Annotated in this window: 23 protein-coding genes; 8 read left to right on the plus strand and 15 right to left on the minus strand. The window is 59.7% G+C overall.

Translation table 11 applies throughout. The features are described from left to right. The first annotated feature begins 29 nt into the window (after window positions 1-29). Window positions 30-830: a glutamate racemase gene (gene murI, locus AB4N84_RS14685; protein ID WP_460046852.1), complete on the plus strand. Its 801-nt coding sequence runs from the start codon at window positions 30-32 to the stop codon at window positions 828-830. A 112-nt stretch (window positions 831-942) separates the two neighbouring features. Further along, window positions 943-1,461 carry an acyloxyacyl hydrolase gene (locus tag AB4N84_RS14690; RefSeq protein ID WP_460046854.1) on the plus strand — a complete coding sequence of 173 codons (519 nt, stop codon included), beginning with the start codon at window positions 943-945 and terminating at the stop codon, window positions 1,459-1,461. A gap of 142 nt (window positions 1,462-1,603) precedes the next feature. On the opposite strand, the gene AB4N84_RS14695 is transcribed toward AB4N84_RS14690, so the two are convergent. From AB4N84_RS14695 to AB4N84_RS14750, 12 genes are all read right to left on the minus strand, one after another. Further along, window positions 1,604-1,921, minus strand: coding sequence for a YkgJ family cysteine cluster protein (locus tag AB4N84_RS14695; RefSeq protein WP_074753541.1), 318 nt, complete (start codon window positions 1,919-1,921; stop codon window positions 1,604-1,606). Between the two features lie 58 nt (window positions 1,922-1,979). Continuing rightward, a complete protein-coding gene (locus AB4N84_RS14700; RefSeq protein WP_460046855.1) occupies window positions 1,980-2,495 on the minus strand; it encodes a DUF2878 domain-containing protein in 516 nt (171 codons plus the stop codon). Beyond that, complete coding sequence (locus AB4N84_RS14705; protein WP_460046857.1) at window positions 2,488-3,750, minus strand: class I SAM-dependent methyltransferase; 1,263 nt, start codon at window positions 3,748-3,750, stop codon at window positions 2,488-2,490. Before AB4N84_RS14705 ends, AB4N84_RS14700 begins: the two co-directional genes overlap by 8 nt. After that, the gene (locus AB4N84_RS14710; protein WP_460046859.1) at window positions 3,737-4,534 is read right to left on the minus strand and encodes a DUF1365 domain-containing protein; all 798 of its coding nucleotides are present in this window, start codon (window positions 4,532-4,534) and stop codon (window positions 3,737-3,739) included. Before AB4N84_RS14710 ends, AB4N84_RS14705 begins: the two co-directional genes overlap by 14 nt. Continuing rightward, on the minus strand, window positions 4,531-5,778 hold the full coding sequence (locus AB4N84_RS14715; RefSeq protein ID WP_074753545.1) for an NAD(P)/FAD-dependent oxidoreductase: 1,248 nt from the start codon (window positions 5,776-5,778) through the stop codon (window positions 4,531-4,533). The genes AB4N84_RS14710 and AB4N84_RS14715 overlap by 4 nt, the downstream gene beginning before the upstream one ends. Beyond that, window positions 5,775-6,551: an SDR family NAD(P)-dependent oxidoreductase gene (locus AB4N84_RS14720; protein ID WP_460046860.1), complete on the minus strand. Its 777-nt coding sequence runs from the start codon at window positions 6,549-6,551 to the stop codon at window positions 5,775-5,777. Before AB4N84_RS14720 ends, AB4N84_RS14715 begins: the two co-directional genes overlap by 4 nt. Beyond that, on the minus strand, window positions 6,548-6,973 hold the full coding sequence (locus AB4N84_RS14725; protein WP_460046861.1) for a nuclear transport factor 2 family protein: 426 nt from the start codon (window positions 6,971-6,973) through the stop codon (window positions 6,548-6,550). The genes AB4N84_RS14720 and AB4N84_RS14725 overlap by 4 nt, the downstream gene beginning before the upstream one ends. After that, window positions 6,966-8,411, minus strand: a complete 1,446-nt coding sequence (gene phrB / locus AB4N84_RS14730; RefSeq protein WP_460046862.1) for a deoxyribodipyrimidine photo-lyase — start codon at window positions 8,409-8,411, stop codon at window positions 6,966-6,968. Before phrB ends, AB4N84_RS14725 begins: the two co-directional genes overlap by 8 nt. Window positions 8,412-8,420: 9 nt before the next feature. Continuing rightward, window positions 8,421-9,350: a MerR family transcriptional regulator gene (locus AB4N84_RS14735; protein WP_460046863.1), complete on the minus strand. Its 930-nt coding sequence runs from the start codon at window positions 9,348-9,350 to the stop codon at window positions 8,421-8,423. 12 nt (window positions 9,351-9,362) lie between these two features. Further along, a complete protein-coding gene (locus AB4N84_RS14740; RefSeq protein WP_460046864.1) occupies window positions 9,363-10,343 on the minus strand; it encodes a YbgA family protein in 981 nt (326 codons plus the stop codon). Window positions 10,344-11,529: 1,186 nt separating this feature from the next. After that, complete coding sequence (locus AB4N84_RS14745; protein ID WP_460046865.1) at window positions 11,530-11,745, minus strand: TIGR02450 family Trp-rich protein; 216 nt, start codon at window positions 11,743-11,745, stop codon at window positions 11,530-11,532. After that, window positions 11,742-12,728 carry an NAD(P)/FAD-dependent oxidoreductase gene (locus tag AB4N84_RS14750; protein WP_460046866.1) on the minus strand — a complete coding sequence of 329 codons (987 nt, stop codon included), beginning with the start codon at window positions 12,726-12,728 and terminating at the stop codon, window positions 11,742-11,744. The genes AB4N84_RS14745 and AB4N84_RS14750 overlap by 4 nt, the downstream gene beginning before the upstream one ends. A gap of 301 nt (window positions 12,729-13,029) precedes the next feature. On the opposite strand from AB4N84_RS14750, the gene AB4N84_RS14755 reads away from it, so the two are divergent. After that, window positions 13,030-13,932: a TIGR01777 family oxidoreductase gene (locus AB4N84_RS14755; protein WP_460046867.1), complete on the plus strand. Its 903-nt coding sequence runs from the start codon at window positions 13,030-13,032 to the stop codon at window positions 13,930-13,932. Between the two features lie 14 nt (window positions 13,933-13,946). Then, window positions 13,947-14,975 carry a ferrochelatase gene (hemH, locus tag AB4N84_RS14760; RefSeq protein ID WP_460046868.1) on the plus strand — a complete coding sequence of 343 codons (1,029 nt, stop codon included), beginning with the start codon at window positions 13,947-13,949 and terminating at the stop codon, window positions 14,973-14,975. Between the two features lie 115 nt (window positions 14,976-15,090). On the opposite strand, the gene AB4N84_RS14765 is transcribed toward hemH, so the two are convergent. Together AB4N84_RS14765 and upp are read right to left on the minus strand one after the other, a co-directional pair. Continuing rightward, entirely contained in the window at window positions 15,091-16,371 is a 1,281-nt protein-coding gene (locus tag AB4N84_RS14765; RefSeq protein ID WP_074753555.1) for a uracil-xanthine permease family protein, read from the minus strand. Then, on the minus strand, window positions 16,371-17,009 hold the full coding sequence (gene upp, locus AB4N84_RS14770; protein ID WP_074753556.1) for a uracil phosphoribosyltransferase: 639 nt from the start codon (window positions 17,007-17,009) through the stop codon (window positions 16,371-16,373). Before upp ends, AB4N84_RS14765 begins: the two co-directional genes overlap by 1 nt. A 199-nt stretch (window positions 17,010-17,208) precedes the next feature. Here upp and AB4N84_RS14775 point away from each other — a divergent pair, with 199 nt between their 5' ends. The 4 genes from AB4N84_RS14775 to AB4N84_RS14790 all read left to right on the plus strand — a co-directional run bounded on the left by AB4N84_RS14775 (window position 17,209) and on the right by AB4N84_RS14790 (window position 19,316). After that, window positions 17,209-17,766, plus strand: a complete 558-nt coding sequence (locus AB4N84_RS14775; protein ID WP_074753557.1) for a hypoxanthine-guanine phosphoribosyltransferase — start codon at window positions 17,209-17,211, stop codon at window positions 17,764-17,766. Window positions 17,767-17,908: 142 nt separating this feature from the next. Beyond that, window positions 17,909-18,361 (plus strand): hypothetical protein, encoded by a 453-nt coding sequence (locus AB4N84_RS14780; RefSeq protein ID WP_460046869.1) that lies wholly within the window; start codon window positions 17,909-17,911, stop codon window positions 18,359-18,361. A gap of 107 nt (window positions 18,362-18,468) precedes the next feature. Beyond that, window positions 18,469-18,960, plus strand: coding sequence for a hypothetical protein (locus AB4N84_RS14785; RefSeq protein WP_460046871.1), 492 nt, complete (start codon window positions 18,469-18,471; stop codon window positions 18,958-18,960). Window positions 18,961-19,028: 68 nt separating this feature from the next. Beyond that, complete coding sequence (locus AB4N84_RS14790; RefSeq protein WP_460046872.1) at window positions 19,029-19,316, plus strand: PA4642 family protein; 288 nt, start codon at window positions 19,029-19,031, stop codon at window positions 19,314-19,316. A gap of 106 nt (window positions 19,317-19,422) precedes the next feature. Here AB4N84_RS14790 and mqo read toward each other — a convergent pair whose 3' ends face one another. Beyond that, window positions 19,423-20,928 carry a malate dehydrogenase (quinone) gene (gene mqo, locus AB4N84_RS14795; protein ID WP_074753562.1) on the minus strand — a complete coding sequence of 502 codons (1,506 nt, stop codon included), beginning with the start codon at window positions 20,926-20,928 and terminating at the stop codon, window positions 19,423-19,425. Window positions 20,929-21,069: the final 141 nt, after the last annotated feature.

A 21,069-nucleotide genomic window follows, 5' to 3' on the forward strand; every position in this document is an offset into this window, starting at 1 on the left:
GAATCGAGCCATGAAGGGAATCATCAAGCATGGCTAGGGATAACGACGCGCCGGTTGCGGTGTTCGACTCGGGTGTCGGCGGTTTGTCCGTACTGGGCGAAATCAGTCGTCTGTTACCCAATGAGTCCCTGCTGTACGTCGGGGATTGCGGCCATATTCCCTACGGCGAAAAGACCCCGGAGTTCATTCGTCAGCGTTGCGTGGCCATCGCTGAATTCTTTCGTGATAAAGGCGCCAAGGCTTTGGTGCTGGCCTGCAATACGGCAACCGTGGCGGGTGTTGCCGATCTGCGCGAGCGTTATCCGGACTGGCCGATCGTCGGCATGGAGCCGGCGGTCAAACCCGCAGCGGCTGCGACTCAGAGCGGTGTGGTGGGTGTGCTCGCTACCACCGGCACCCTGCAAAGCGCCAAGTTTGCAGCCTTGCTGGACCGTTTCGCTGCCGATGTGCAGGTGATCACTCAGCCTTGCCCCGGATTGGTGGAGCTGATTGAAACCGGTGATCTGGTCAGTCCGGAAATCCGCCAACTGCTGCACAGTTACGTTCAGCCACTGCTGGCGGCAGGTTGCGACACGATCATCCTGGGCTGCACCCATTACCCCTTTCTCAAATCGCTGCTGCGGGAAATGATCCCGGCTTCGATCACCTTGATCGACACGGGCGCCGCTGTCGCCCGGCAATTGCAGCGCTTACTCAGCCAGCGCGATCTGCTCGCGAGCGGCCATCCCCAACCAGCGCAGTTCTGGACCAGCGGCGATCCAGACAATTTCAGAAACATCCTACCGTTACTATGGAAAAAATCTGACAGTGTGCGAAGCTTCGGTTCGTGAAAAAAACGTGAATAGCGCTGTTTTTGACTGAACTATTGTTCGCAGGCAGATTTCTACACCACGTCTGTCGATATAAAAATTTCTAACTGCACTCGGAAATGGGAAGTTTCAGATGAAGCGACTGTTTTGTTTGGCTGCGATTGCGGCCGCGTTAACGGGGCAAAGTGCGATCGCACAAGCGGATGGGGTTGAGTTTTCGGTGGGGCACACCGGCGAATCGACAATGACCTATCGTTTGGGCGCGCAATTTGATTGGGACAAGAGTTGGTGGCAAACCGGTGTGGGTCGTCTGACCGGCTACTGGAGTGGTGCCTACACGTACTGGGAAGGTGACAAGAGTTCCAGCAACAACAGCCTGTCGTTCTCTCCGGTGTTCGTTTACGAATTTTCCGGCGAAAGCGTCAAGCCTTACATCGAAGCCGGTATCGGTGCAGCGGTATTCCAGCGCACGGAAGTCGAAGGCAACAAGTTGGGCAGTGCGTTCCAGTTCGAAGACCGTCTGGGCTTCGGTTTGCGCTTTGCCGGTGGTCATGAAGTCGGCTTGCGCGCGACTCACTATTCCAACGGCGGCCTGACCACCAATAACGACGGTATTGAAAGCTACGCGATTCATTACACGATGCCGTTCTAAGCGTTCAGTCGCCTGGGATAACCTGTGGGAGCGAATTCATTCGCGATTGGCCAGTACAGCCGACACCTCTTCATCGGCTGAACAATTTTTCGCGAATGAATTCGCTCCCACAGTGGTTGCAGTCCGAACGTGTGGTCACGGGTTACAAATACGCCGTAGCAATCCCTTCCCGCTCAGTGATGCACTCCGGTGCACCCATCTCAAATTCCCTGCAGATCAACGGCCGCTTGTCGTAGATCGTGCACATCATCGTGTCGCGATCCAGTGCCGCGCACCAGCCGTCGTCCAGGCGCAACATGACTTCGCCGCCCCAATCGTCGGTGTCGATAAACCGTTCAGGCACGCCCGTGTCGGTGATCAGCATCACCTCAAGCTGGCAGCAGCATGCGGCGCAGGTTGAACACGTCACCACAGGCTCGGCGGGTTCTACGGGGAGTTGGAGCAGGGGGATGGAAGTCATGCGGCGCAGTGTAAAGCAGTGTCGAACAGGCCGGTGGCTGGACTGACGGACGCAGCCTTCACGCCGATACCTCATGCGCACGGGCGTCGCGAAAATAGTGGGCCAGCCAGTGCAGCAACGGGAAGACGACGGCCCAGATCGCGCCCAGTATCAGGACGCTTGGCCAGACGCCCAACGGCAACTGAACGTAAGTGAGGTGGGATCCGGCGATGTAGGAGGCCGGTCCACCCACGGCGCCGAGCGCGCTCGCCAGCCACCAGGGCCTGGCCGACCAGGCCAGACAATGCCCCAGCGTTGTGGCCAGCAGCGGCCACAACAAGGCAAGCCACAGCGGAATGACCTTGCCGGCTTCCCCGAAATCGAAAACGCCCAACTTGATCAGCGCGCTGTCGAGCACGCAGCCCAGCGCGAACACCGTCATCAGCAGCTTGCCCTCACTGCGCCACGAGCCGATCAGGAACAGGTGGACGACAAGAATAACGAACGTGATCAGCAGCCAGCCACTGTTCCCACCGAGCACACAGGTGAACCAGCCGATCTGGAACAGCGCGGCATTTGTCAGGTTCTTAAGCATCGAAACGTCCCAGAAGCGGCTGCGGCACAGCCTTGGGTTTTGCCAGTAACAATTGCGCGGTGCCGATGGTGCGTTCCATGAAGCCGCCCTCGCAGTAGCACAGGTAAAACTCCCACAGGCGCAGGAAATAATCGTCGTAGCCCAGTTCCGTGAGGTAGCCGGCCGCATGGCGGAAGTTGTCGTGCCACAGGCGCAGGGTTTTTGCGTAGTGCAACCCGAAATCCTCCATGTGCAGCAGATTCATGTCGGTGTCATCGCTGACGATTTCAAGCATTCGGGTGACGGAAGGCAGGGCGCCGCCCGGAAAGATGTACCGCTGGATGAAGTCGACGCTGCGTTTTGCCTGCTCGTATCGCTGCTCCCTGATCGTGATCGCCTGCAGCAGCATCAAACCGTCGTCCTTGAGCAACTGCGTGCACTGCTTGAAATAGGTTCGCAGAAAGCGGTGACCGACCGCTTCGATCATCTCGATGGACACCAGCTTGTCGTATTGCCCGGTCAGGTCACGGTAGTCGCTGAGCAGCAGCGTCACCTGGTCCTGCAGACCGAGCTCGGCGATACGTTTTTCGGTGTAGGCAAATTGTTCCTTGGACAGGGTCGTGGTCGTGACCTTGCAGCCGTAGTGCCGGGCGGCATAGATCGCCATGCTGCCCCAGCCCGTGCCGATCTCCAGCAAGTGATCGGTGGGTTTGAGCGAAAGCTTCTGACAGATCCGCTCCAGTTTGTTCAACTGCGCCTGCTCCAGCGTGTCATCAGGCGTCAGGAACTGCGCGGCCGAATACATCATGGTCGGGTCGAGAAATTGCTCGAACAGGTCGTTGCCCAGGTCGTAGTGGGCCGCGATATTTTTCTGCGAGCCTTTGCGCGTGTTGCGGTTGAGCCAGTGCAGGCCCTGCACGAAAGGTCGACTGAGACGGGCCAGACCGCCTTCCAGTGCGTCCAGCACGTCCAGATTGCTAACGAATACGCGAATGACCGCGGTCAGGTCCGGGCTCGTCCAGTAGCCATGAATGAAGGCCTCGCCAGCGCCGATCGACCCGTTGCTGGCCACCAGCCCCCACACGGCCGCATCCTGAACGTGAATCTCGCCCAGGAGCACGGCGCCCGCAGCACCAAACACCTGCCGCTCATCGCCTTCGTAGACCACCAACTGTCCGTGACGAAGGTGCGCGAGCTGCCTCAGCACGCCACGTCGCAACAGGTTCGAGGTCAGGTTGTTGGTGCTGAAACCGGCAATGGCGCTACTGCTTTTCATGGCGTCTATCCTTGTCAACGGCAGCACTGCGGTACGAGCCTTCGGCGGCCTGATGGGAAAAAATCGGTATGCGTTTGGCGAACAGGCGCAGTGCCTGCCAGTAAATGGCGAGGCATGTCTTGGCGGTCATCCACGGGAAACTCAGCAGATGGCGATGCAGGGCAGCGCGGCTCAGCGTTTGACGCTGCAAGTTAAGGGTCGCGTCAAACACTTTGTGCTCGCCCTGCCAGTCCGCCATGTGCACGCCCAGCCGGTCGCTCGGCTGGCTGAAACTCATGCGGTATTCCAGATCCCGGGGCAGAAAGGGTGAGACATGAAAGGCCTTCGCCACCGCGAAATGCTGGTGACCCTCGGCGTCGGCCGGTAGGACGTAGTGATAGCGTTCACGCCAGGGCGTGTTGGTGACCTCGCAAACAATCGCCGCCAGGTTGCCGTTACGTTCGAAGCAGTAGAAGAAACTCACCGGGTTGAACGACAGCCCCCAACTGCGCGCCTGGGTCAGCAGGCACACACGGCCCAGCGGTGCATGGCCCAGCGCCTTGCGCACAATGTCGCGTACGGCGCCGGTCAGCGAGATGCCGCGTCCGGTGTATTCACGCAAATAGTCACTCTGGCGAAAGGAAAACGGCGCTATACGGCTCATGCCGGCGAAGGGCGACAGCTGCATCACGGCGTCCTGCTCTTCCAGGTCGAGATAGAGCATGCCGATCCGGTACGTGAACGCGTGGGCCTTGGGCGAAAAGCGCCGATGGCTCACCCAGCCGCTGTACAGGGCGCTGTTCACAGCGATTCCCCAAAGGCAGAAGCAACGCGCAACGCGCTCACCACGCCGTCTTCGTGAAAACCGTTGGCCCAGTAAGCGCCGCAGTAATAGGTGTGCTGGGCACCGAACACTTCTTGCCAGCGCCCTTGAGCCTCGATGCCCTTGAGGCTGTATTGCGGATGAGCGTATCGATAGCGCGCAAGGATCTTGTCCGGATCGATGGCTGATGTCTGGTTGAGACTGACGCAGAAGGTGGTATCGCTTTCGATCCCTTGCAGAATGTTCATCGCGTAGGTCACGGCGGCCGATTGATCGCCCGCGCCGCCCAGCCGGTAGTTCCAGCTCGCCCAGGCCAGTGGGCGGCTGGGCAGCAGTCGGGTGTCGGTATGCAGCACGACGTCGTTGTCGGCGTAGGGCAAGGCGCCGAGTATTTCTTGCTCGGTGGCACTCGGCTCGGCCAGCATCGCCAGCGCTTGGTCGCTGTGGCAGGCGAACACCACCTTGTCGAAGCGCTCGCTGCCCTGAGCGCTGTGAATCGTCACGCCCTCTTTGTCACGCTCGACCCGGGTGACCGGGCATTTCAGGCGGATGCGGTCGCGAAACGACGCGGTCAGCGGTTCGATGTAACGGCTGGAACCGCCTTCGATGACGCACCATTGCGGGCGGTTGCTGACGGAAAGCAAACCGTGGTTCTTGAAAAAACGCACGAAGAACTGCAGCGGAAAGGCGAGCATGTCGGCTAATGACATCGACCAGATCGCCGCGCCCATGGGCACGATGTAGTGCTCGGTAAACCGCCGGCCGTAACCTTCCGCTTTCAGGTAGGCGCCGAGCGTGGTGTCCGCGGCAATGCGCTGGCTTTGCAGATCGGCGAATGCCTGTTTATTGAAGCGCAGGATGTCCCGCAGCATGCCCCAGAAGGTCGGCGACAGCAGGTTGCTGCGCTGGGCGAACAGGCTGTTGAGGTTATTGCCGTTGTATTCGGTACGGCTGTGCGGGTCGCAGACTGAAAAACTCATCTCGGTGGGCTTGAACGCCACGCCCAGCTTGCCCAGCAACTTGATGAAGTTGGGGTAGGTCCAGTCGTTGAAGACGATGAACCCGGTGTCGATGGCGTGTTGTTTGCCATTCACGGACACGTTGACGGTGTGCGTGTGACCGCCGATCCAGTCATCGGCTTCGAACACGGTGATGTCATGCATGCGGTTGAGCAACCAGGCGCTGGTCAGGCCCGAGATACCGCTGCCGATGATCGCGATTTTCATGAGGTCGCCCCGGTCTTGGCCGATGTGCGGACCATGCGTTTGCACAGCGCCAATTGAAGGCGCAAGGGAAGGATGGCGATCGCCTTGAGCAGCAGAATGAATACGAATGGAAAGGCGATTTCAAGCGGCCGACGGGGTTTTTCCAGGCGTTCGGCGATGTACCGCGCGGCCTTTGGCGCAGACCAGCGCATGGGCATCGGAAAGTCATTTTTTGCCGTCAGCGGGGTGTCGACGAAGCCAGGGCTGACGACCGTCACTTCGATGCCTTCCTGCGCCAGATCGATGCGCAAGGATTGAAGCAGGTAGCGCAAACCGGCTTTCGACGCTCCATAGGCTTCGGAGCGGGTCAGCGGCAGCAGCGCAACCGAACTTGCCACACCGACGAGATGCGGACGATCACCCAGTCTCAGCAGGGGCAGTGCTTCCTGAATGCAATACGCGGTGGCGATCAGGTTGGTCTTCACCACGCGCTCGACCATACCGGCATCGAATTGACTCGCGTCGATGTATTCGCACGTGCCTGCATTGAGGATCACCGTGTCCACGGCTCCCCAGACCTGAGCAATGCGCTCGCCAATGGCGGTCACGTTTTCGGGATCGGCGACGTCGCCGGGCACGAGCAATACCTGATGTGCAAAGCGTTGATCCAGCGCTTCAAGCGGCTCGAGGGTGCGCGCCGTCAGCGCGACCTGATGGCCTGCTTTCAGCAGTTCTTCGGCCAGCGCCAGCCCGATGCCGCTGCTGGCGCCGGTCAGCCAGATACGTCGCTTCATGCCAATCTCCCTTTGAGCCACCGGATCATCCTGCCCATCACGGGGAGGTGCTCATAAAGCAATGCTCCGGCGTCGAAGAAATCGCGATGCTGAAACACCTTGTTGTCCGTCCACAGCAAGTGCGAGCAACCGTGAACCAGGATCGGCTCACCTTGCTTCAAACGGGGATGGCGGTAGCTCATGGTCCAGCGCAAATAGCCCTTGCCTTCGCGTACCTGATCGAAGGCGTGAAACTCGAATTGCAAGTCGGTAACGTTGGCGTACAGGTCCTCGAAGTACTTACGCAGATCAGGCAGCCCGTGAACCTCGTGCAATGGATCGGTGAAGGCGACGTCATCGCTGTATAGCTCGCCGAGCAGGTGCAGGTTCCCCTTGTCGAGTTCGGCGAAGCGCCGGGCGTAATCGCGCAGGAATTCACTCATGGTCTTGAGTCTCTGCTTGTCGATGAGGCAGCGATTTGAAGGCGGTCAGCGCGCGTTCGCGACTGGATTTCAGGTCGACGATCGGCGCCGGGTAATCGGCGACGCCAAAGAGCCCGCCCAGCGCCGAAGGGTTATGAATATCCCGTTTGTTGAGGTCGGCCAGCTCCGGAATCCAGGTTTTGATGAACCGGCCATCCGGGTCGAAGCGTTCTGACTGGCTCTGCGGATTGAAGATGCGGAAATAGGGTGACGCGTCGGTGCCGGTGGACGAACTCCACTGCCAACCACCGTTGTTCGCCGCCAGATCCCCGTCGATCAGGTGCTGCATGAAGAAACGTTCCCCTTCACGCCAGTCGATCAGCAGGTTCTTGGTCAGGTACATCGCCACGATCATGCGCAGACGGTTGTGCATCCAGCCGGTTTCCAGCAACTGACGCATCGCTGCGTCAATGATCGGCAGCCCGGTACGCCCTTGTTGCCAGGCTTCCAGGTCCTTTGGCGCATGACGCCACTTCAACGCCTCGGTTTCAGGACGGAACGCGCGATGGCGCGACACGCGAGGGAATCCGACCAAGACGTGTTTATAAAACTCGCGCCACAGCAGCTCGTTGATCCAGGTCACCGAGCCTGCGTTTCCTGTTTCGAATTCGCCGTTGTTGCTGCGCAACGCCGCATGCAGGCATTGGCGAGGGGAGATGACGCCCGCGGCCAGGTACGCCGAAAGCTGGCTGGTCCCGGGCTTGGCCGGGAAGTCGCGCTCATCCTGGTAGTAATGCACTTGTTCGTCGGTGAAGGCTTCGAGGCGCCGGCGGGCTTCGCTTTCGCCCGCAGGCCACAGTGCACGCAGCGCATCGGACGGCGTGGCAAAACCGGTGACCTGCTCCGGAACATCGTTGCTTTTGATGTGCAATGCCGATTGCTTCCCGGGCAGGCGCACCACCGCTGGCACCGAGTAGTGCAAGCGCGCGTAACAGACCTTGCGGAACTGGGTGAAGACCTTGAAATACCCGCCGCTTTTCGTCAGCACGCTGCCGGGCTTGAAGAACAGCTGGTCCAGATGGCTGTGAAAGCCGATGCCGTGTTTATCCAGCGCTGCGGCGACGTCTTCATCGCGTCGAGTCTCGTTGACGCCGTACTCTTCGTTGACGTGAACCTGCTCGATCCCGTGGGTCGTGCACAGCGTGAGCAGCGCTTTGGGCGCCTTGTCCCAGGTCGCGGCGTGCACGATCACCAACGGCACGTTCAGCGCTTGGAGTTCGATTTTGAGCGCAGCCAGGTTGCGCAACCAGAAGTCGACCTTGCACGGCGCGTCGTCATGGCTGTGCCACTGCTCGGGACTGATCATGTACACGGCCAGCGTGGGGCCCTGCTCCATGGCAGCGCTCAATGCAGTGTTGTCGTGTACGCGCAAATCGCTGCGCAGCCAGATGAGTTGCATGTTCATTCCTTAGATAAGACCCAGGCTTTGCAGCGTGGCCTGAGCGGTCAAAGGGTCTTCGGCAAGGGTGAGTCCGGGGACCTCACTGACAGATACGGATAACTCGGCCGAATGGATGCGCACCGTGGGTCCGATAATTAATGTCGGGCAGTCGATGTTGTTCAGAAGGCGAGGGAGCTGGGCCAGGTTCAGCGATTTGCTGGAGTACAACAGCACCGCCCGCGGCTTGAGGTACTCGCACGCCAGCGGCAACTCACCCGGCGGCAAAGGCCAGTCGAAGACCTCCACGGGGCAATCGGCGCTGCTCAATAGCCAGGCGGTCAGCCACACATGAGGTTCCATGGGCACGTCGGAATGGTTGATCAGCAACAACGGTGCACCACTGACCTGACGGTTGTTGTGGTAGAGCCGGGCGCCGAATTTGCTGCGCAGCCACGAATAGAAAAACACGCGCTCCAGCTGCGCGCCGAACTGACCCTGCCAACGCTGCTCCAGTGAAGCCAGCAAAGGCATCAGCAGTTGTTCGCACAGGGTGCGCGGCGGGTACAGCGACATCGCTTGATTGAGCGTGTCGTCCAGTCGCCGCTCCGCCAGTGCAGTGATGGCCTCCAGCAGGTTTTGTCGCAGCCGATCCCAGTCGTTTTCAACGCTGAGCGGCGGTGACTGCTCATTGTCGATCAATTGCTTGACCTGACTGACGGACACGCCGCGGTTGAGCCAGGTCAGAATCGTCAGCACGCGATCGACGTGCGCCGTGCTGTACAAACGGTGCCCCTTGGGCGTGCGGTGAGGCACGATCAGACCATAGCGGCGCTCCCAGGCGCGCAGGGTCACCGCATTCACACCGGTCAGACGAGCGACCTCGCGAATCGGCAACCAGCCGTCTTCGAAGGTTTCGGAGTCGGCCTGGGGTTCGTCATCCAAGGGTTCAGAGGTCATATTCTTCATCGGTCAGATCGCGTTACGCAGGCTGAGGTTTTCCGGATGCGGTTGCAGGTAAACCTGTAACGCGATGTACGGGTCGGGGTGTTGGCGGAAGTGATGTTTGAGCAAGGTCAGCGGCACGACCAATGGCACGATGCCTTGGTGGTACTGACGGATGACGGCCTGAATTTCCTGCTTGTCCGAGCCGCTGATGGTGTCGCGCAGATAACCGCACAGGTGCTGCAGAACGTTGGTGTGGGTCCGGCGTGTGGCGGGCTTCTTCAGGGCGTTCATCAGCTCGCTGAAATACCGAGGCGCAATCTCGACGGGGTCGCTGCGTCCCATGTTGCCCAGCATATTGCCCAAGGCTTTGTACTGAACCGGGTCGTTGGCCATCAGCTGGTATTTATAGCGCGAGTGAAACTCGGTCAGCGCCCGTCGCGTGATGCCGTTTTTCAGCAGTGCTTGCCAGGCGGCGTAGGCGTAAACGCGGGTGATGAAATTTTCCCGCAGCACGGGATCATTCAGCCGGCCGTCTTCTTCCACGGGCAGGTCCGGATGCTTGGCGCAGAACGCCTGGGCATAAATGCCGCGTCCACCGGCATCGAACGGTGCGCCGTTATCGCGGTAGACCTTCACACGCTCAAGGCCGCAGGACGGGGATTTCTGCATGAAGATGTAGCCGCAGATATCGTCCATTTCTTCGGCCATGTGCTCGCCGTATTCGGCGAGGGCCTGGGTGACATTCATTTCCTTGCGCACCGTGCCCACGGCTTGAGGATGCTCCGGGTCGCCGACCAGACGAATCGCTTCGCGCGGAATGCCCATGCCGATTGCAACTTCCGGGCATGCCGGGACGAAATCGAAATACTCATTCAGCGCGCGCGTCAGCAGGTGCGATTCCTTGTGCCCGCCGTTGAATCGAACCTCGACACCCATCAGGCAGGCGCTGACGCCCAGCTTGGGTTTTGACGCGGGTTGCTGTGGTGGGGTCGGTGGCGTGGACATGGCAAAACCTCGATCAACATCTTGTACAACCTTTTTTGGCTGTACAACGTGTGTTCATCATAGGTTCAAGGTTGTACAAGTCAAATTATTTGTACAAGGTTGCTTGAGGGATTTGCTGACTCGGAGTGTGGATTGCATGCCCAGAGACTGTGCCGGATTGCTGGCGAATACGGTGGGTCAGCAGTATCAACGCTGAATGACACACCGCGTTCGCTGCCCTCGTAACCTCGGACGTCTCCTACAGGGTTCGCGGCGTTCCAAAGGTTTGAGCATGACGCGGATACTGTAGGAGCCGGCTTGCTGGCGAATATGGTGGGTCAGCAGTATCAACGGTGAATGACACACCGCGTTCGCTGCCCTCGTAACCTCGGACGTCTCCTACAGGGTTCGCGGCGTTCCAAAGGTTTGAGCATGACGCGGATATTGTAGGAGCCGGCTTGCTGGCGAAGGCGGTGGGTCAGCGGTATCAACGCTGAATGACACACCGCGTTCGCGACCGTCGTAACCTCCGATTGCTCCTACAGGGTTCGCGGCGTTCCAAAGGCTTGAGAATGACGCGGATATTGTAGGAGCCGGCTTGCTGGCGAATGCGGTGGGTCAGCAGCATCATCGGTGAATGACACACCGCGTTCGCGACCGTCGTAGCCTCCGATTGCTCCTACAGGGTTCTCGGCGTTCCAAAGGCTTGAGCATGACGCGGATACTGTAGGAGCCGGCTTGCTGGCGAATACGGTGGGTCAGCAGTATCAACGGTGAATGACGCACCGCGTTCGCTGCCCTCGTAACCTCGGACGTCTCCTACAGGGTTCGCGGCGTTCCGTGGACTTGGGGACGACGCGGATACTGTAGGAGCCGGATTGCTGGCGAATACGGTGGGTCAGCAGTATCAACGCTGAATGACACACCGCGTTCGCTGCCCTCGTAACCTCGGACGTCTCCTACAGGGTTCGCGGCGTTCCAAAGGTTTGAGCATGACGCGGATACTGTAGGAGCCGGCTTGCTGGCGAATATGGTGGGTCAGCAGTATCAACGGTGAATGACACACCGCCTTCGCGACCGTCGTAACCTCCGATTGCTCCTACAGGGTTCGCGGCGTTCCAAAGGCTTGAGCATGACGCCGATATTGTCGCCAGCAAGCCGGCGCCTATTATTGAAGCGTCATTCCCGGAGGGCAGGGCACGCTGGACTATTTCCACCCCATCCGCCACGTCTGCTCATCCTGCAGTGTCTGCCAGGTCAGACGTTCGCTGCGCTTGGTGAGCACGGCCTGTAATTCGATTTCCAGCACCGTGCCTTCTTCGTCGCAGAAGAGTTCGGTGACCAGAAAATGTTTTTCACGGTGCTGAGGGCGGGCTGCTGTCCATTTCGACAGCAGCAATTTGCGCGGATTAAGGTGATTCATTTCAAGTGTTCAAGCAGCCGACGTGCCGCCTCCTGGCCGCTGAGCCATGCGCCTTCGACACGACCGGACAGGCACCAGTCGCCACACACATACAGCCCCAGATCCGGATCGGACAGCGCGCCGACTTCACGTCCCCCGGCGGGCCGTGCATACAACCAGCGGTGGGCGAGGGTGAACGCAGGCGCCGGCATCGAGCAGTTGATCAGTTCGGCAAATGCACCGTGCAAGTGGTCGATCACCTGCTCCTTGGGCATGTCCAGATGCTGACGGCTCCAGGCACTGGTGGCGTGCAGGATCCAAGTGTCCATCTTGTCGTCACGGCCCGGTTTGCTGCGATTGCGCGCCAGCCAGTCGATGGGGCTGTCCTGCACGAAGCAGCCTTCCAGCGGCGTCTCCAAAGGCGTGTCGAACGCCAGGGCGACCGCCCAGGTGGGCTCCATCTTCACGCCTGCGACCACGCTGGCCAGCTTCGGCGCGGCGGCGAGCAACGTGGAGGCCTGCGGGGCCGGAATCGCGATCACCACCTGACTGAACGGGCCATGGCTGCGACCGTCAGCGTCCAGCAAGTTCCAGTGCTCTTCGCCCCGGAACACTGCGGTGATGCGGCAGGAAAATGTAACCGGCATATCGCCCAGCATGGCCCGGGTAATTGCGCTCATGCGCGGCTTGCCGACCCAACGCACTTGCTCGTCGGGCGACAGGCTCAATTGGCCGCCATGGAAGTTGTAGAGCAGTGGCGTCCACTCGGCGACGTGACCGTCGGCCTGCCATTGCTGAACGGCAGCCGCGAAACGGCGGTCGCGCGCCGTGAAATATTGCGCGCCCATGTCCAGCGCACCTGCATCGCTGCGCTTGCTGGACATTCTTCCGCCACTGCCGCGGCTCTTGTCGAAAAGGTGGATGGCATGCCCGGCGGCTTGCAATGCTCGGGCAGCGGAGAGTCCGGCGATACCGGTACCGATGATTGCGATGGGTACAGTCATAGGGGCCTCGTTACCTTGTCTGCACAGACTACGCCGTAGTTAAAACCTGTACAATGCCGATCTTCGGTATAACTTATCGTCCTTCGACGCGCAGGACGCTGACCTTTCTCAGGGCTCATTCTTGAGTCTGACGCTTTACCCGAATCGTTCAACTGTTCGAACGGATCAATCGAACGTACGGGTGAGGAGCCGTTCTCTATAGCGTGGCCTATGGTTCCATTATTCGCTTCGTTCACAAGCACATTGTTTGTGAAGAAATAGACTACCGATTTGCGATGAACGCCACGCGAGGAACACCGACATGCACATCTTGCTGACCGGCGGTACAGGGTTGATAGGTCGTCGTTTGTGTCGACACTGGCGCGATCAAGGCCATCAACTGACGGTGTTGAGTCGCAAGCCCGAAGACGTCCCGCGTCTTTGCGGCGCTGGGGTGCGCGGAATTGCGCACCCGGACGACATCAGCGACCAGACGGTCGACGCCGTGATCAACCTGGCGGGCGCCCCGATCGCCGACAGGCCCTGGACCCGCAAACGCAAAATGCTGTTATGGGACAGCCGCATCACCCTCACTGAACAACTCATAACCTGGCTTGAACGACGGGAGCAAAAGCCCCGCGTTCTTATTTCAGGATCTGCAGTGGGCTGGTACGGCGACGGTGGGGAGCGAGAGCTTGATGAAAGCTCGGCGCCGGTCAGCGAAGACTTTGCCAGTCGCCTGTGCATCGCCTGGGAGGAAACCGCGCAGCGGGCGGAGGGGCTTGGGATTCGTGTGGTATTGCTGCGAACTGGCTTGGTGCTGGCCCGTGACGGCGGCATGATGCAGCGCCTGTTGCCACCGTTCAAATTAGGGATGGGCGGGCCGATCGGCAATGGACGGCAATGGATGCCGTGGGTCCATATCGACGATCAAATCGCGGCGATTGATTTTCTGTTGAACCGGGATGACGCCCAAGGTCCCTATAATGTCTGCGCGCCATCACCGGTCCGCAATCGCGATTTCGCCAAGACGCTCGCCGCGATCCTGCACCGTCCGGCATTCATGCCCATGCCCGCTTTTGCGTTGAAGGTGCTCATGGGCGAGTTGTCGATATTGCTGCTGGGCGGCCAGCGCGCCAGCCCGAGCCGGCTGCAGGCCGCCGGATTCACTTTCCGATTCACCGATCTGCACGCGGCACTGGAAAATCTTCTAGGCCGCCACTGACATCAAGGTGTTGCATGACCGATCACGCGTTGCTGCTGGTTAACCTGGGTTCGCCAGCCTCCACCGAAGTAGCGGACGTTCGCCGCTACCTCAATCAGTTCCTGATGGACCCGTACGTTATTGATCTGCCGTGGCCGGTCCGGCGTTTGTTGGTGTCGCTCATCCTGATCAAACGTCCTGAACAATCTGCCCATGCGTACGCTTCTATCTGGTGGGACGAAGGCTCGCCGCTGGTGGTATTGAGCAAGCGTCTGCAGCAGGCCATGACTCAGGAATGGACGCAGGGCCCGGTCGAGCTGGCGATGCGTTATGGCGAGCCGTCGATTGAAACAGTACTGACCCGCCTGGCGGCTCAGGGCATCAAGAAGGTCACCCTGGCCCCGCTGTACCCTCAGTTTGCCGACAGCACCGTGACCACGGTGATCGAAGAGGCGAAGCGGGTCGTGCGGGACAAGAAACTGCACTTCGATTTCTCGCTGGTCCCGCCGTTTTTTAATCAGCCCGAATACCTTGAGGCATTGGTAGAGAGCGTGCGCCCGCATCTGGCGCAGGATTTCGATCACCTGTTACTGAGCTTCCACGGGTTGCCTGAGCGGCATATCACCAAGCTGGACCCGACGGGCTACCATTGCTTCAAGGGCGGCAACTGCTGTGAAAACGCTTCGCCTGAAGTCCTCGCCGTGTGTTACCGCGCTCAATGCATGCGCTCGTCTGCCGAGTTCGCCAAGCGAATGGGACTGCCCGATGGCAAGTGGTCGGTCTCGTTTCAGTCGCGTCTTGGGCGGGCCAAGTGGATCGAGCCCTACACCGAAGCGCATCTGGCTGAACTGGCGGCGCAGGGCGTTAAGAAGCTGTTGGTGATGTGCCCTGCATTCGTGGCCGATTGCATCGAGACACTGGAAGAAATCGGGGATCGCGGGGCGGAGCAGTTCAAGGAAGCGGGGGGCGAGGAGCTGATTTTGATCCCTTGCCTGAACGATGATCCAAACTGGGCGAAAGCCCTGAATACGCTGTGCGAGCGGGCGCCAGCGATGGTGGTCTAGGCTCGCAGAACCTGTAGAGCGCGCTTGCCCGCGATAGCGTTGCATCAGACACCATTGGTGCTGGATGTGCCGACGCTATCGCGGGCAAGCGCGCTCCTACAAAGAGGCGTTGAAGCTACGGCAACTGATCATCCAGATGCTTGTTCTTCCAGGCATCGTTGCCCGGCAGGATCAGGTTCAGCACAATCGCCGTCACTGCGCACAGGGCAATGCCCTTCATCCCGAAATCATCCGGGCCGTTGCCCGTGCCGATCAGCACGCCGCCGATACCGAACACCAGCGTCACCGAAACGATCACCAGGTTACGCGCCTCGGCCAGGTCGACTTTGTGCCGGATCAGCGTGTTCATGCCCACTGCGGCGATAGAGCCGAACAACAGGCACAGAATCCCGCCCATCACCGGCACCGGAATACTCTGCAGCAGCGCGCCGAATTTACCGATGAAGGCCAGTGTAATGGCGAAGATCGCTGCCCAGGTCATGATCTTGGGGTTGTAGTTCTTGGTCAGCATCACCGCGCCGGTCACTTCGGCATACGTGGTGTTGGGCGGGCCGCCGAAAGCGCCAGCGACCGTGGTCGCGATGCCGTCACCCAGCAGCGTGCGATGCAGGCCGGGCTTCTTCAGGTAATCACGGCCCGTCACACTGCCGACGGCAATCACGCCACCGATGTGTTCGATCGCTGGGGCCAGCGCCACCGGCACGATGAACAGGATCGCCTGCCAGTTGAACTCCGGCGCCGTGAAGTGAGGGATGTCCAGCCACGGTGCGGCGGCGATCTTGGCGACATCCACCACACCGAAATAGAACGACAGGGCAAATCCCACCAACACACCGGAGATGATCGGGACCAGGCGGAAGATGCCTTTGCCGAACACCGCAACGATCAATGTCGTCAGCAGTGCCGCCATCGAGATCACGATGGCGGTGTGATAGGGAATCAGCTCAGCCGCGCCGTCACCGGTTCTGCCCATGGCCATGTTGGCGGCAATGGGTGCCATCGCAAGACCGATGGAGATGATGACCGGCCCGATCACCACCGGCGGCAGAAGCCGATCGATGAAACCCGTGCCTTTGATCTTCACCGCCAGGCCCAGGAAGGTGTAGACGAAGCCTGCCGCCATCACGCCGCCCATGGTCGCCGCGAGGCCGAATTGGCCCTTGGCGAGAATGATCGGGGTGATGAAAGCGAAGCTGGACGCCAGGAATACCGGCACCTGACGGCCTGTCACCAGTTGAAAGCACAGCGTGCCCAACCCTGCGGTAAACAATGCGACGTTGGGATCGAGCCCGGTAATCAGCGGCATCAAGACCAGGGCGCCGAAGGCCACGAAGAGCATCTGCGCGCCCGACAATACGGTGCGCCAGAGTGGATCGTTAAACTCGTCCTGCTTCATCAGGCGTCCTTTTGTTTGGTGCCGAAAATCTTGTCACCGGCATCGCCCAGGCCCGGAATGATGTAACCCTGTTCGTTCAGGCGTTCATCGATGGACGCTGTGTAGATGTTCACGTCCGGATGCGCCTTCTCGACGATGGCGATGCCTTCCGGCGCAGCCACCAGGACCATGGCGCGGATGTCGCGGCAACCGGCTTTTTTCAGCAGGTCGATCGTGGCGACCATCGAGCCGCCGGTGGCCAGCATCGGGTCGATGATCAAGGCCAGACGCTGGTCGATCTCGGGGGCGAGTTTTTCCAGGTAGGTGTGCGCTTCGAGGGTTTCTTCGTTGCGTGCGACGCCCACGGCACTGACCTTGGCGCCTGGGATCAGGCTGAGGACGCCTTCGAGCATGCCGATGCCCGCGCGCAGGATCGGGACCACGGTAATCTTTTTGCCAGCGATCTTCTCGACCTGGACAGTACCGGCCCAGCCCTGGATGTCGTAAGTCTCCAGCGGCAGGTCTTTGGTCGCTTCGTAGGTCAGCAGTGCGCCGACTTCCTGAGCCAGTTCACGAAAGTTCTTGGTGCTGATATCGGCTCGGCGCATGAGACCGAGTTTGTGACGGATCAGCGGATGGCGGATCTCACGAATGGGCATAAGGGGACGGCTCCAGCGGGCGGGCAAAAAAAACGGCTTAGATTAATCTATTCAGCTGTAACTTGTCTTACCGGTTAGGATCGCGTTTCTGACATTAATGGGACGCCAGTGCAACGTTAGTCCAGAAAGACTTGCCCTGACGTTGTCCGATGCGTACCTTTGCCCGCTTTTCCTTCCACAGCCCCCCTTGGAGAGCGTCATGTCCGCTGATCTCGAGCATATCCGTCAAATCATGCGCGAGGCTGACTGCCTGTACACCGAGGCCGAAGTCGAGGCGTCCATCGCCCGCGTCGGTCAGCAAATCAACAGTGTGTTGGCCGAACGTAACCCGGTCGTCTTCTGCGTGATGAACGGTGGCCTGATTTTCGCCGGCAAGCTGCTGACGCACCTGAACTTCCCGCTGGAAGCTTCTTACCTGCACGCGACGCGCTATCGCAACGAAACCAGCGGCGGCGAGCTGTTCTGGAAAGCCAAGCCCGAAGTGTCGTTCATCGACCGCGATGTGTTGATCATCGACGACATCCTCGACGAAGGTCATACCCTTGGCGCGATCATCGACTTCTGTAAGCACGCGGGCGCAAGCGCCGTCCACACGGCCGTGCTGATCGACAAGGACCACGACCGCAAGGCGCGTCCTGACCTCAAAGCCGACTTCGTCGGTCTGCCGTGCATCGACCGCTATATCTTCGGTTACGGCATGGATTACAAGGGTTACTGGCGCAACGCCGCTGGCATCTACGCCGTTAAGGGCATGTAAGGCGATCAGGGAAGCGTCTGACTTCCCGAATCGGCTTTCTTACATTTCGTAAACGTTCCATTTCAGCAAACTCGGCGCAGTACCCGGAGAGACAGAGATCGATCCGGGGCAAAGCCTTTTTACTTGAATGGACGTTAGCAACATGAATTTGAAACACATGAGCGCCGGCATTGCCGCCGCGTTCGCCTCGACAATGTTCCTCGCTCAATTGGCTCAGGCCGCGCAACTCATCGCCACCGTGGACGTGGTCAATCAAGGCCAGCGCGCGCTGGACCTGACCTCCTCGAGCTGGAGCCTGGCCGGTGAGTCGGCCGCCAGTTATCGCGTCACGCCCGGCACGTTTGCGGTCGTCAACATCCCGTTGAACAACCCCACTGTCGATCAGGCCTCGTTCCGCTACAGCAGCGCGCACAAGGTCTGCCTGTTTCGTCTGGGTCACGACATGCGACCGAGTCAGAGCGGCGGTAACGTCACCATCCTCCCTCGCTACTGGGCAGACGCTCAGTCCCAAGGCAGTGAGCCAGCGACCTGTCGCGCCAAGGTCCTCAACAACACCCCGGGTCGCGGTTACGCCGTCCAGGTCGAGATGAATTGAGCCACCTGAAAGCGCACGTATTAAATCGTGAAAACGTCCTGCCCGCCCCGGGCTGAGGCACGTCTTCTCCATGCTAGAGTGCTCCCCTGATTTTTCGGGGAGCCATCATGCCTTTGTCCTTTCGCCGTAGAGCTGCCTTGCTGGTGTTGTTGAGCCTGCCAATGGCCACGCCTGTTGTCGCCGAACCCATGCACGCCCAATACCTGCCGCCCGATGAGTTGTCGGTGCGTGAAGGAGAACCCGAACAGCAGCAATTGCTGCAGATCACGGACTATTCGGTGGTGGTGGGCAGCCAGCGTCAGTCCAATCAGCAGCCGATTCCTGTGACTTCACCGCTGACCCTGCGCCTCAAGGGCAAGCCGATGAACAAGGGCGCCACGATTTCCGAAGTGCTTATTCATTTTGACGGCGAAAGCAAAAGCCTGAAAAAACCCGCTTACGACGAGCCAAGCCGCACCTTGACCCTGTATTACCCTGCCAGCCAGTACCGCGTGCTGTTGGATTTGCTGCGCAACGAGAAGGTTTATTGCCAGTTTCTCAGTTACGCCAATGGTCATGTCTGGGCCGACGTGCACACGGGCAGTGTACGCGCGCGTTGAGCCTGTGGTCGGGCGAGGGGTAAACTGCCCGCCCGTGAAAATGTCCCGCAAGTCAGTTGGAGTCAGCAATGCGTAAAGATAAGAAGCAGGTGATTGGCGATGAAATCGGCGACGCCCAGATCAAACTGTTCCTGGATTTCGAGCCGGTGGATGCGACTTCCCCGTCCCTGCACAAGCTGATCAAAGCCTATCGTGGCCTGCGAATTGATGACTTCGGGCGTTTTCTGGTGTTCTTCAAGGAAGCGGGCTACGACCTGGATGGCAAAGACGCCCACGGCAATGACTTCGTCGCACTGATCAAGGATCAGCGTAACGCCGAGGACTACATCGAATTGATTGCCAAGGCTCGAGGCTGATTGCAGGCGAGCTGCACAGTGAGCCGGTGATGTCGGAATAAAACTGAAAACCCCGCTGCGTGGGCGGGGCTTTCAGTAATCTCACCGATTCAGAGCAGGCTCTGAATCAAGCGAAGCTTGCCGCCTGGCTGCTTGGGACCAGGTCCAGGCTCTCGTCGCTCTGGGCGCTGACACGCTGATACAGCTGCGCGTCGGTTTCCAGAATCTTCTCCCGAGCCGGGAAGATCTCATTCAGCTTGGCGGCCCATTCGGTACGAGCCTTTTCAGGGAAGCAGCGTTCGATCAGGTCGAGCATGATCGAAACAGTGACCGAAGCACCCGGGGATGCGCCCAGCAACGCCGCAAGGGAACCGTCCTTGGCCGAAACCAGTTCGGTACCGAATTGCAGAACGCCGCCTTTCTTCGGATCCTTCTTGATGATCTGCACACGCTGACCGGCCACTTCAAGGCGCCAGTCCTCGGCTTTCGCTTCAGGGTAGAAGCGACGCAGGGCATCCAGACGCTGTTCCATGGACTGCCGCACTTCACTGATCAGGTACTTGGTCAGGTCCATGTTGTCGCGGGCTACGGCCAGCATCGGTGCGATGTTGGCGGCGCGGATCGACAGCGGCAGGTCCATGAGCGAACCGTGCTTGAGGAACTTGGTGGTGAAACCGGCGTACGGGCCGAACAGCAGGGAGGTCTTGCCGTCGACCACGCGGGTGTCCAGGTGTGGAACCGACATCGGCGGGGAACCCACCGCAGCCTGGCTGTACACCTTGGCCTGGTGACGTTTTACAACTTCAGGGTTGTCGCAGCGCAGCCACTGGCCGCTGACCGGGAAGCCGCCAAAACCTTTGCCTTCTTCGATGCCCGACATCTGCAGCAGCGGCAGGGCCGCGCCACCGGCGCCGAGGAACACGAATTTGGCGTCGATTTCGCGGGTGCCACCGCTGTTGACGTCCTTGATGGTCACGCTCCAGCCATCGCCTTTACGGCTCAGGCCTGTGACGCGCTTGCAATACTTGACCTGCGCATCGGGAGCGCTGGACAGGTGTTTGAGCAATTGATTAGTCAGGTTGCCGAAGTTCACATCGGTGCCGTGCATGACGCGCGTGGCGGCGATCGGCTCATCAGCCGGACGGCCAGGCATCATCAGCGGCATCCACTCGGCCAGCGTGGCCTTGTCTTCGGTGTACTCCATCGATGCGAACGCGTGGTGTTTGCGCAGCGCTTCGTAGCGTTTTTTGAGGTACGCCATGCCTTTCTCACCCTGAACGAAGCTCAGGTGCGGCACCGGCGTGATGAACGAGCGCGAGGAACCGAAGGTGCCCGTGCGAGCCAGATAGCTCCAGAACTGCTTCGAGACTTCGAACTGAGTGTTGATATGAATCGCTTTTTTGATGTCGATGGAGCCATCGGCCATTTCCGGCGTGTAGTTCAGCTCGCACAGGCCTGCATGGCCGGTGCCGGCGTTGTTCCATGGGTTAGAACTCTCGGCGGCACCGGAATCCATCAGTTCGACAACCTCAAGCTTGAGGCTTGGGTCGAGCTCCTTGAGCAGCACTGCAAGGGTGGCACTCATGATGCCTGCCCCGACCAGTACCACATCGACTGCTTCGTTATGCGCCATTAACGCGTCTCCAAAATCTGCAGCACCAAATTGACGGCATGGACCCCGAGGTCAGTTGCCGGGTGCGGGCGGCGCGGGGTTCGCGCAGTGCCTCGTACAACCCGGCCGGGATCGGCATGTCCGATTCTTCGCAATTTTTTG

The organism is Pseudomonas sp. S2_H01 (genome assembly GCF_054668305.1).

Bases quoted from the DNA above. Each gene is read 5' to 3' on its own strand.
- AB4N84_RS14705 (WP_460046857.1), bottom strand. From the start codon at position 3,750: ATGAAAAGCAGTAGCGCCATTGCCGGTTTCAGCACCAACAACCTGACC.
- AB4N84_RS14745 (WP_460046865.1), bottom strand. From the start codon at position 11,745: ATGAATCACCTTAATCCGCGCAAATTGCTGCTGTCGAAATGGACAGCA.
- phrB (WP_460046862.1), bottom strand. From the start codon at position 8,411: ATGCAACTCATCTGGCTGCGCAGCGATTTGCGCGTACACGACAACACT.
- AB4N84_RS14690 (WP_460046854.1), top strand. From the start codon at position 943: ATGAAGCGACTGTTTTGTTTGGCTGCGATTGCGGCCGCGTTAACGGGG.
- AB4N84_RS14765 (WP_074753555.1), bottom strand. From the start codon at position 16,371: ATGAAGCAGGACGAGTTTAACGATCCACTCTGGCGCACCGTATTGTCG.
- AB4N84_RS14785 (WP_460046871.1), top strand. From the start codon at position 18,469: ATGCCTTTGTCCTTTCGCCGTAGAGCTGCCTTGCTGGTGTTGTTGAGC.
- AB4N84_RS14700 (WP_460046855.1), bottom strand. From the start codon at position 2,495: ATGCTTAAGAACCTGACAAATGCCGCGCTGTTCCAGATCGGCTGGTTC.
- AB4N84_RS14725 (WP_460046861.1), bottom strand. From the start codon at position 6,973: ATGAGTGAATTCCTGCGCGATTACGCCCGGCGCTTCGCCGAACTCGAC.
- AB4N84_RS14715 (WP_074753545.1), bottom strand. From the start codon at position 5,778: ATGAAAATCGCGATCATCGGCAGCGGTATCTCGGGCCTGACCAGCGCC.
- AB4N84_RS14790 (WP_460046872.1), top strand. From the start codon at position 19,029: ATGCGTAAAGATAAGAAGCAGGTGATTGGCGATGAAATCGGCGACGCC.
- AB4N84_RS14695 (WP_074753541.1), bottom strand. From the start codon at position 1,921: ATGACTTCCATCCCCCTGCTCCAACTCCCCGTAGAACCCGCCGAGCCT.
- murI (WP_460046852.1), top strand. From the start codon at position 30: ATGGCTAGGGATAACGACGCGCCGGTTGCGGTGTTCGACTCGGGTGTC.
- AB4N84_RS14735 (WP_460046863.1), bottom strand. From the start codon at position 9,350: ATGACCTCTGAACCCTTGGATGACGAACCCCAGGCCGACTCCGAAACC.
- mqo (WP_074753562.1), bottom strand. From the start codon at position 20,928: ATGGCGCATAACGAAGCAGTCGATGTGGTACTGGTCGGGGCAGGCATC.
- upp (WP_074753556.1), bottom strand. From the start codon at position 17,009: ATGCCCATTCGTGAGATCCGCCATCCGCTGATCCGTCACAAACTCGGT.
- hemH (WP_460046868.1), top strand. From the start codon at position 13,947: ATGACCGATCACGCGTTGCTGCTGGTTAACCTGGGTTCGCCAGCCTCC.
- AB4N84_RS14775 (WP_074753557.1), top strand. From the start codon at position 17,209: ATGTCCGCTGATCTCGAGCATATCCGTCAAATCATGCGCGAGGCTGAC.
- AB4N84_RS14740 (WP_460046864.1), bottom strand. From the start codon at position 10,343: ATGTCCACGCCACCGACCCCACCACAGCAACCCGCGTCAAAACCCAAG.
- AB4N84_RS14755 (WP_460046867.1), top strand. From the start codon at position 13,030: ATGCACATCTTGCTGACCGGCGGTACAGGGTTGATAGGTCGTCGTTTG.
- AB4N84_RS14750 (WP_460046866.1), bottom strand. From the start codon at position 12,728: ATGACTGTACCCATCGCAATCATCGGTACCGGTATCGCCGGACTCTCC.
- AB4N84_RS14780 (WP_460046869.1), top strand. From the start codon at position 17,909: ATGAATTTGAAACACATGAGCGCCGGCATTGCCGCCGCGTTCGCCTCG.
- AB4N84_RS14720 (WP_460046860.1), bottom strand. From the start codon at position 6,551: ATGAAGCGACGTATCTGGCTGACCGGCGCCAGCAGCGGCATCGGGCTG.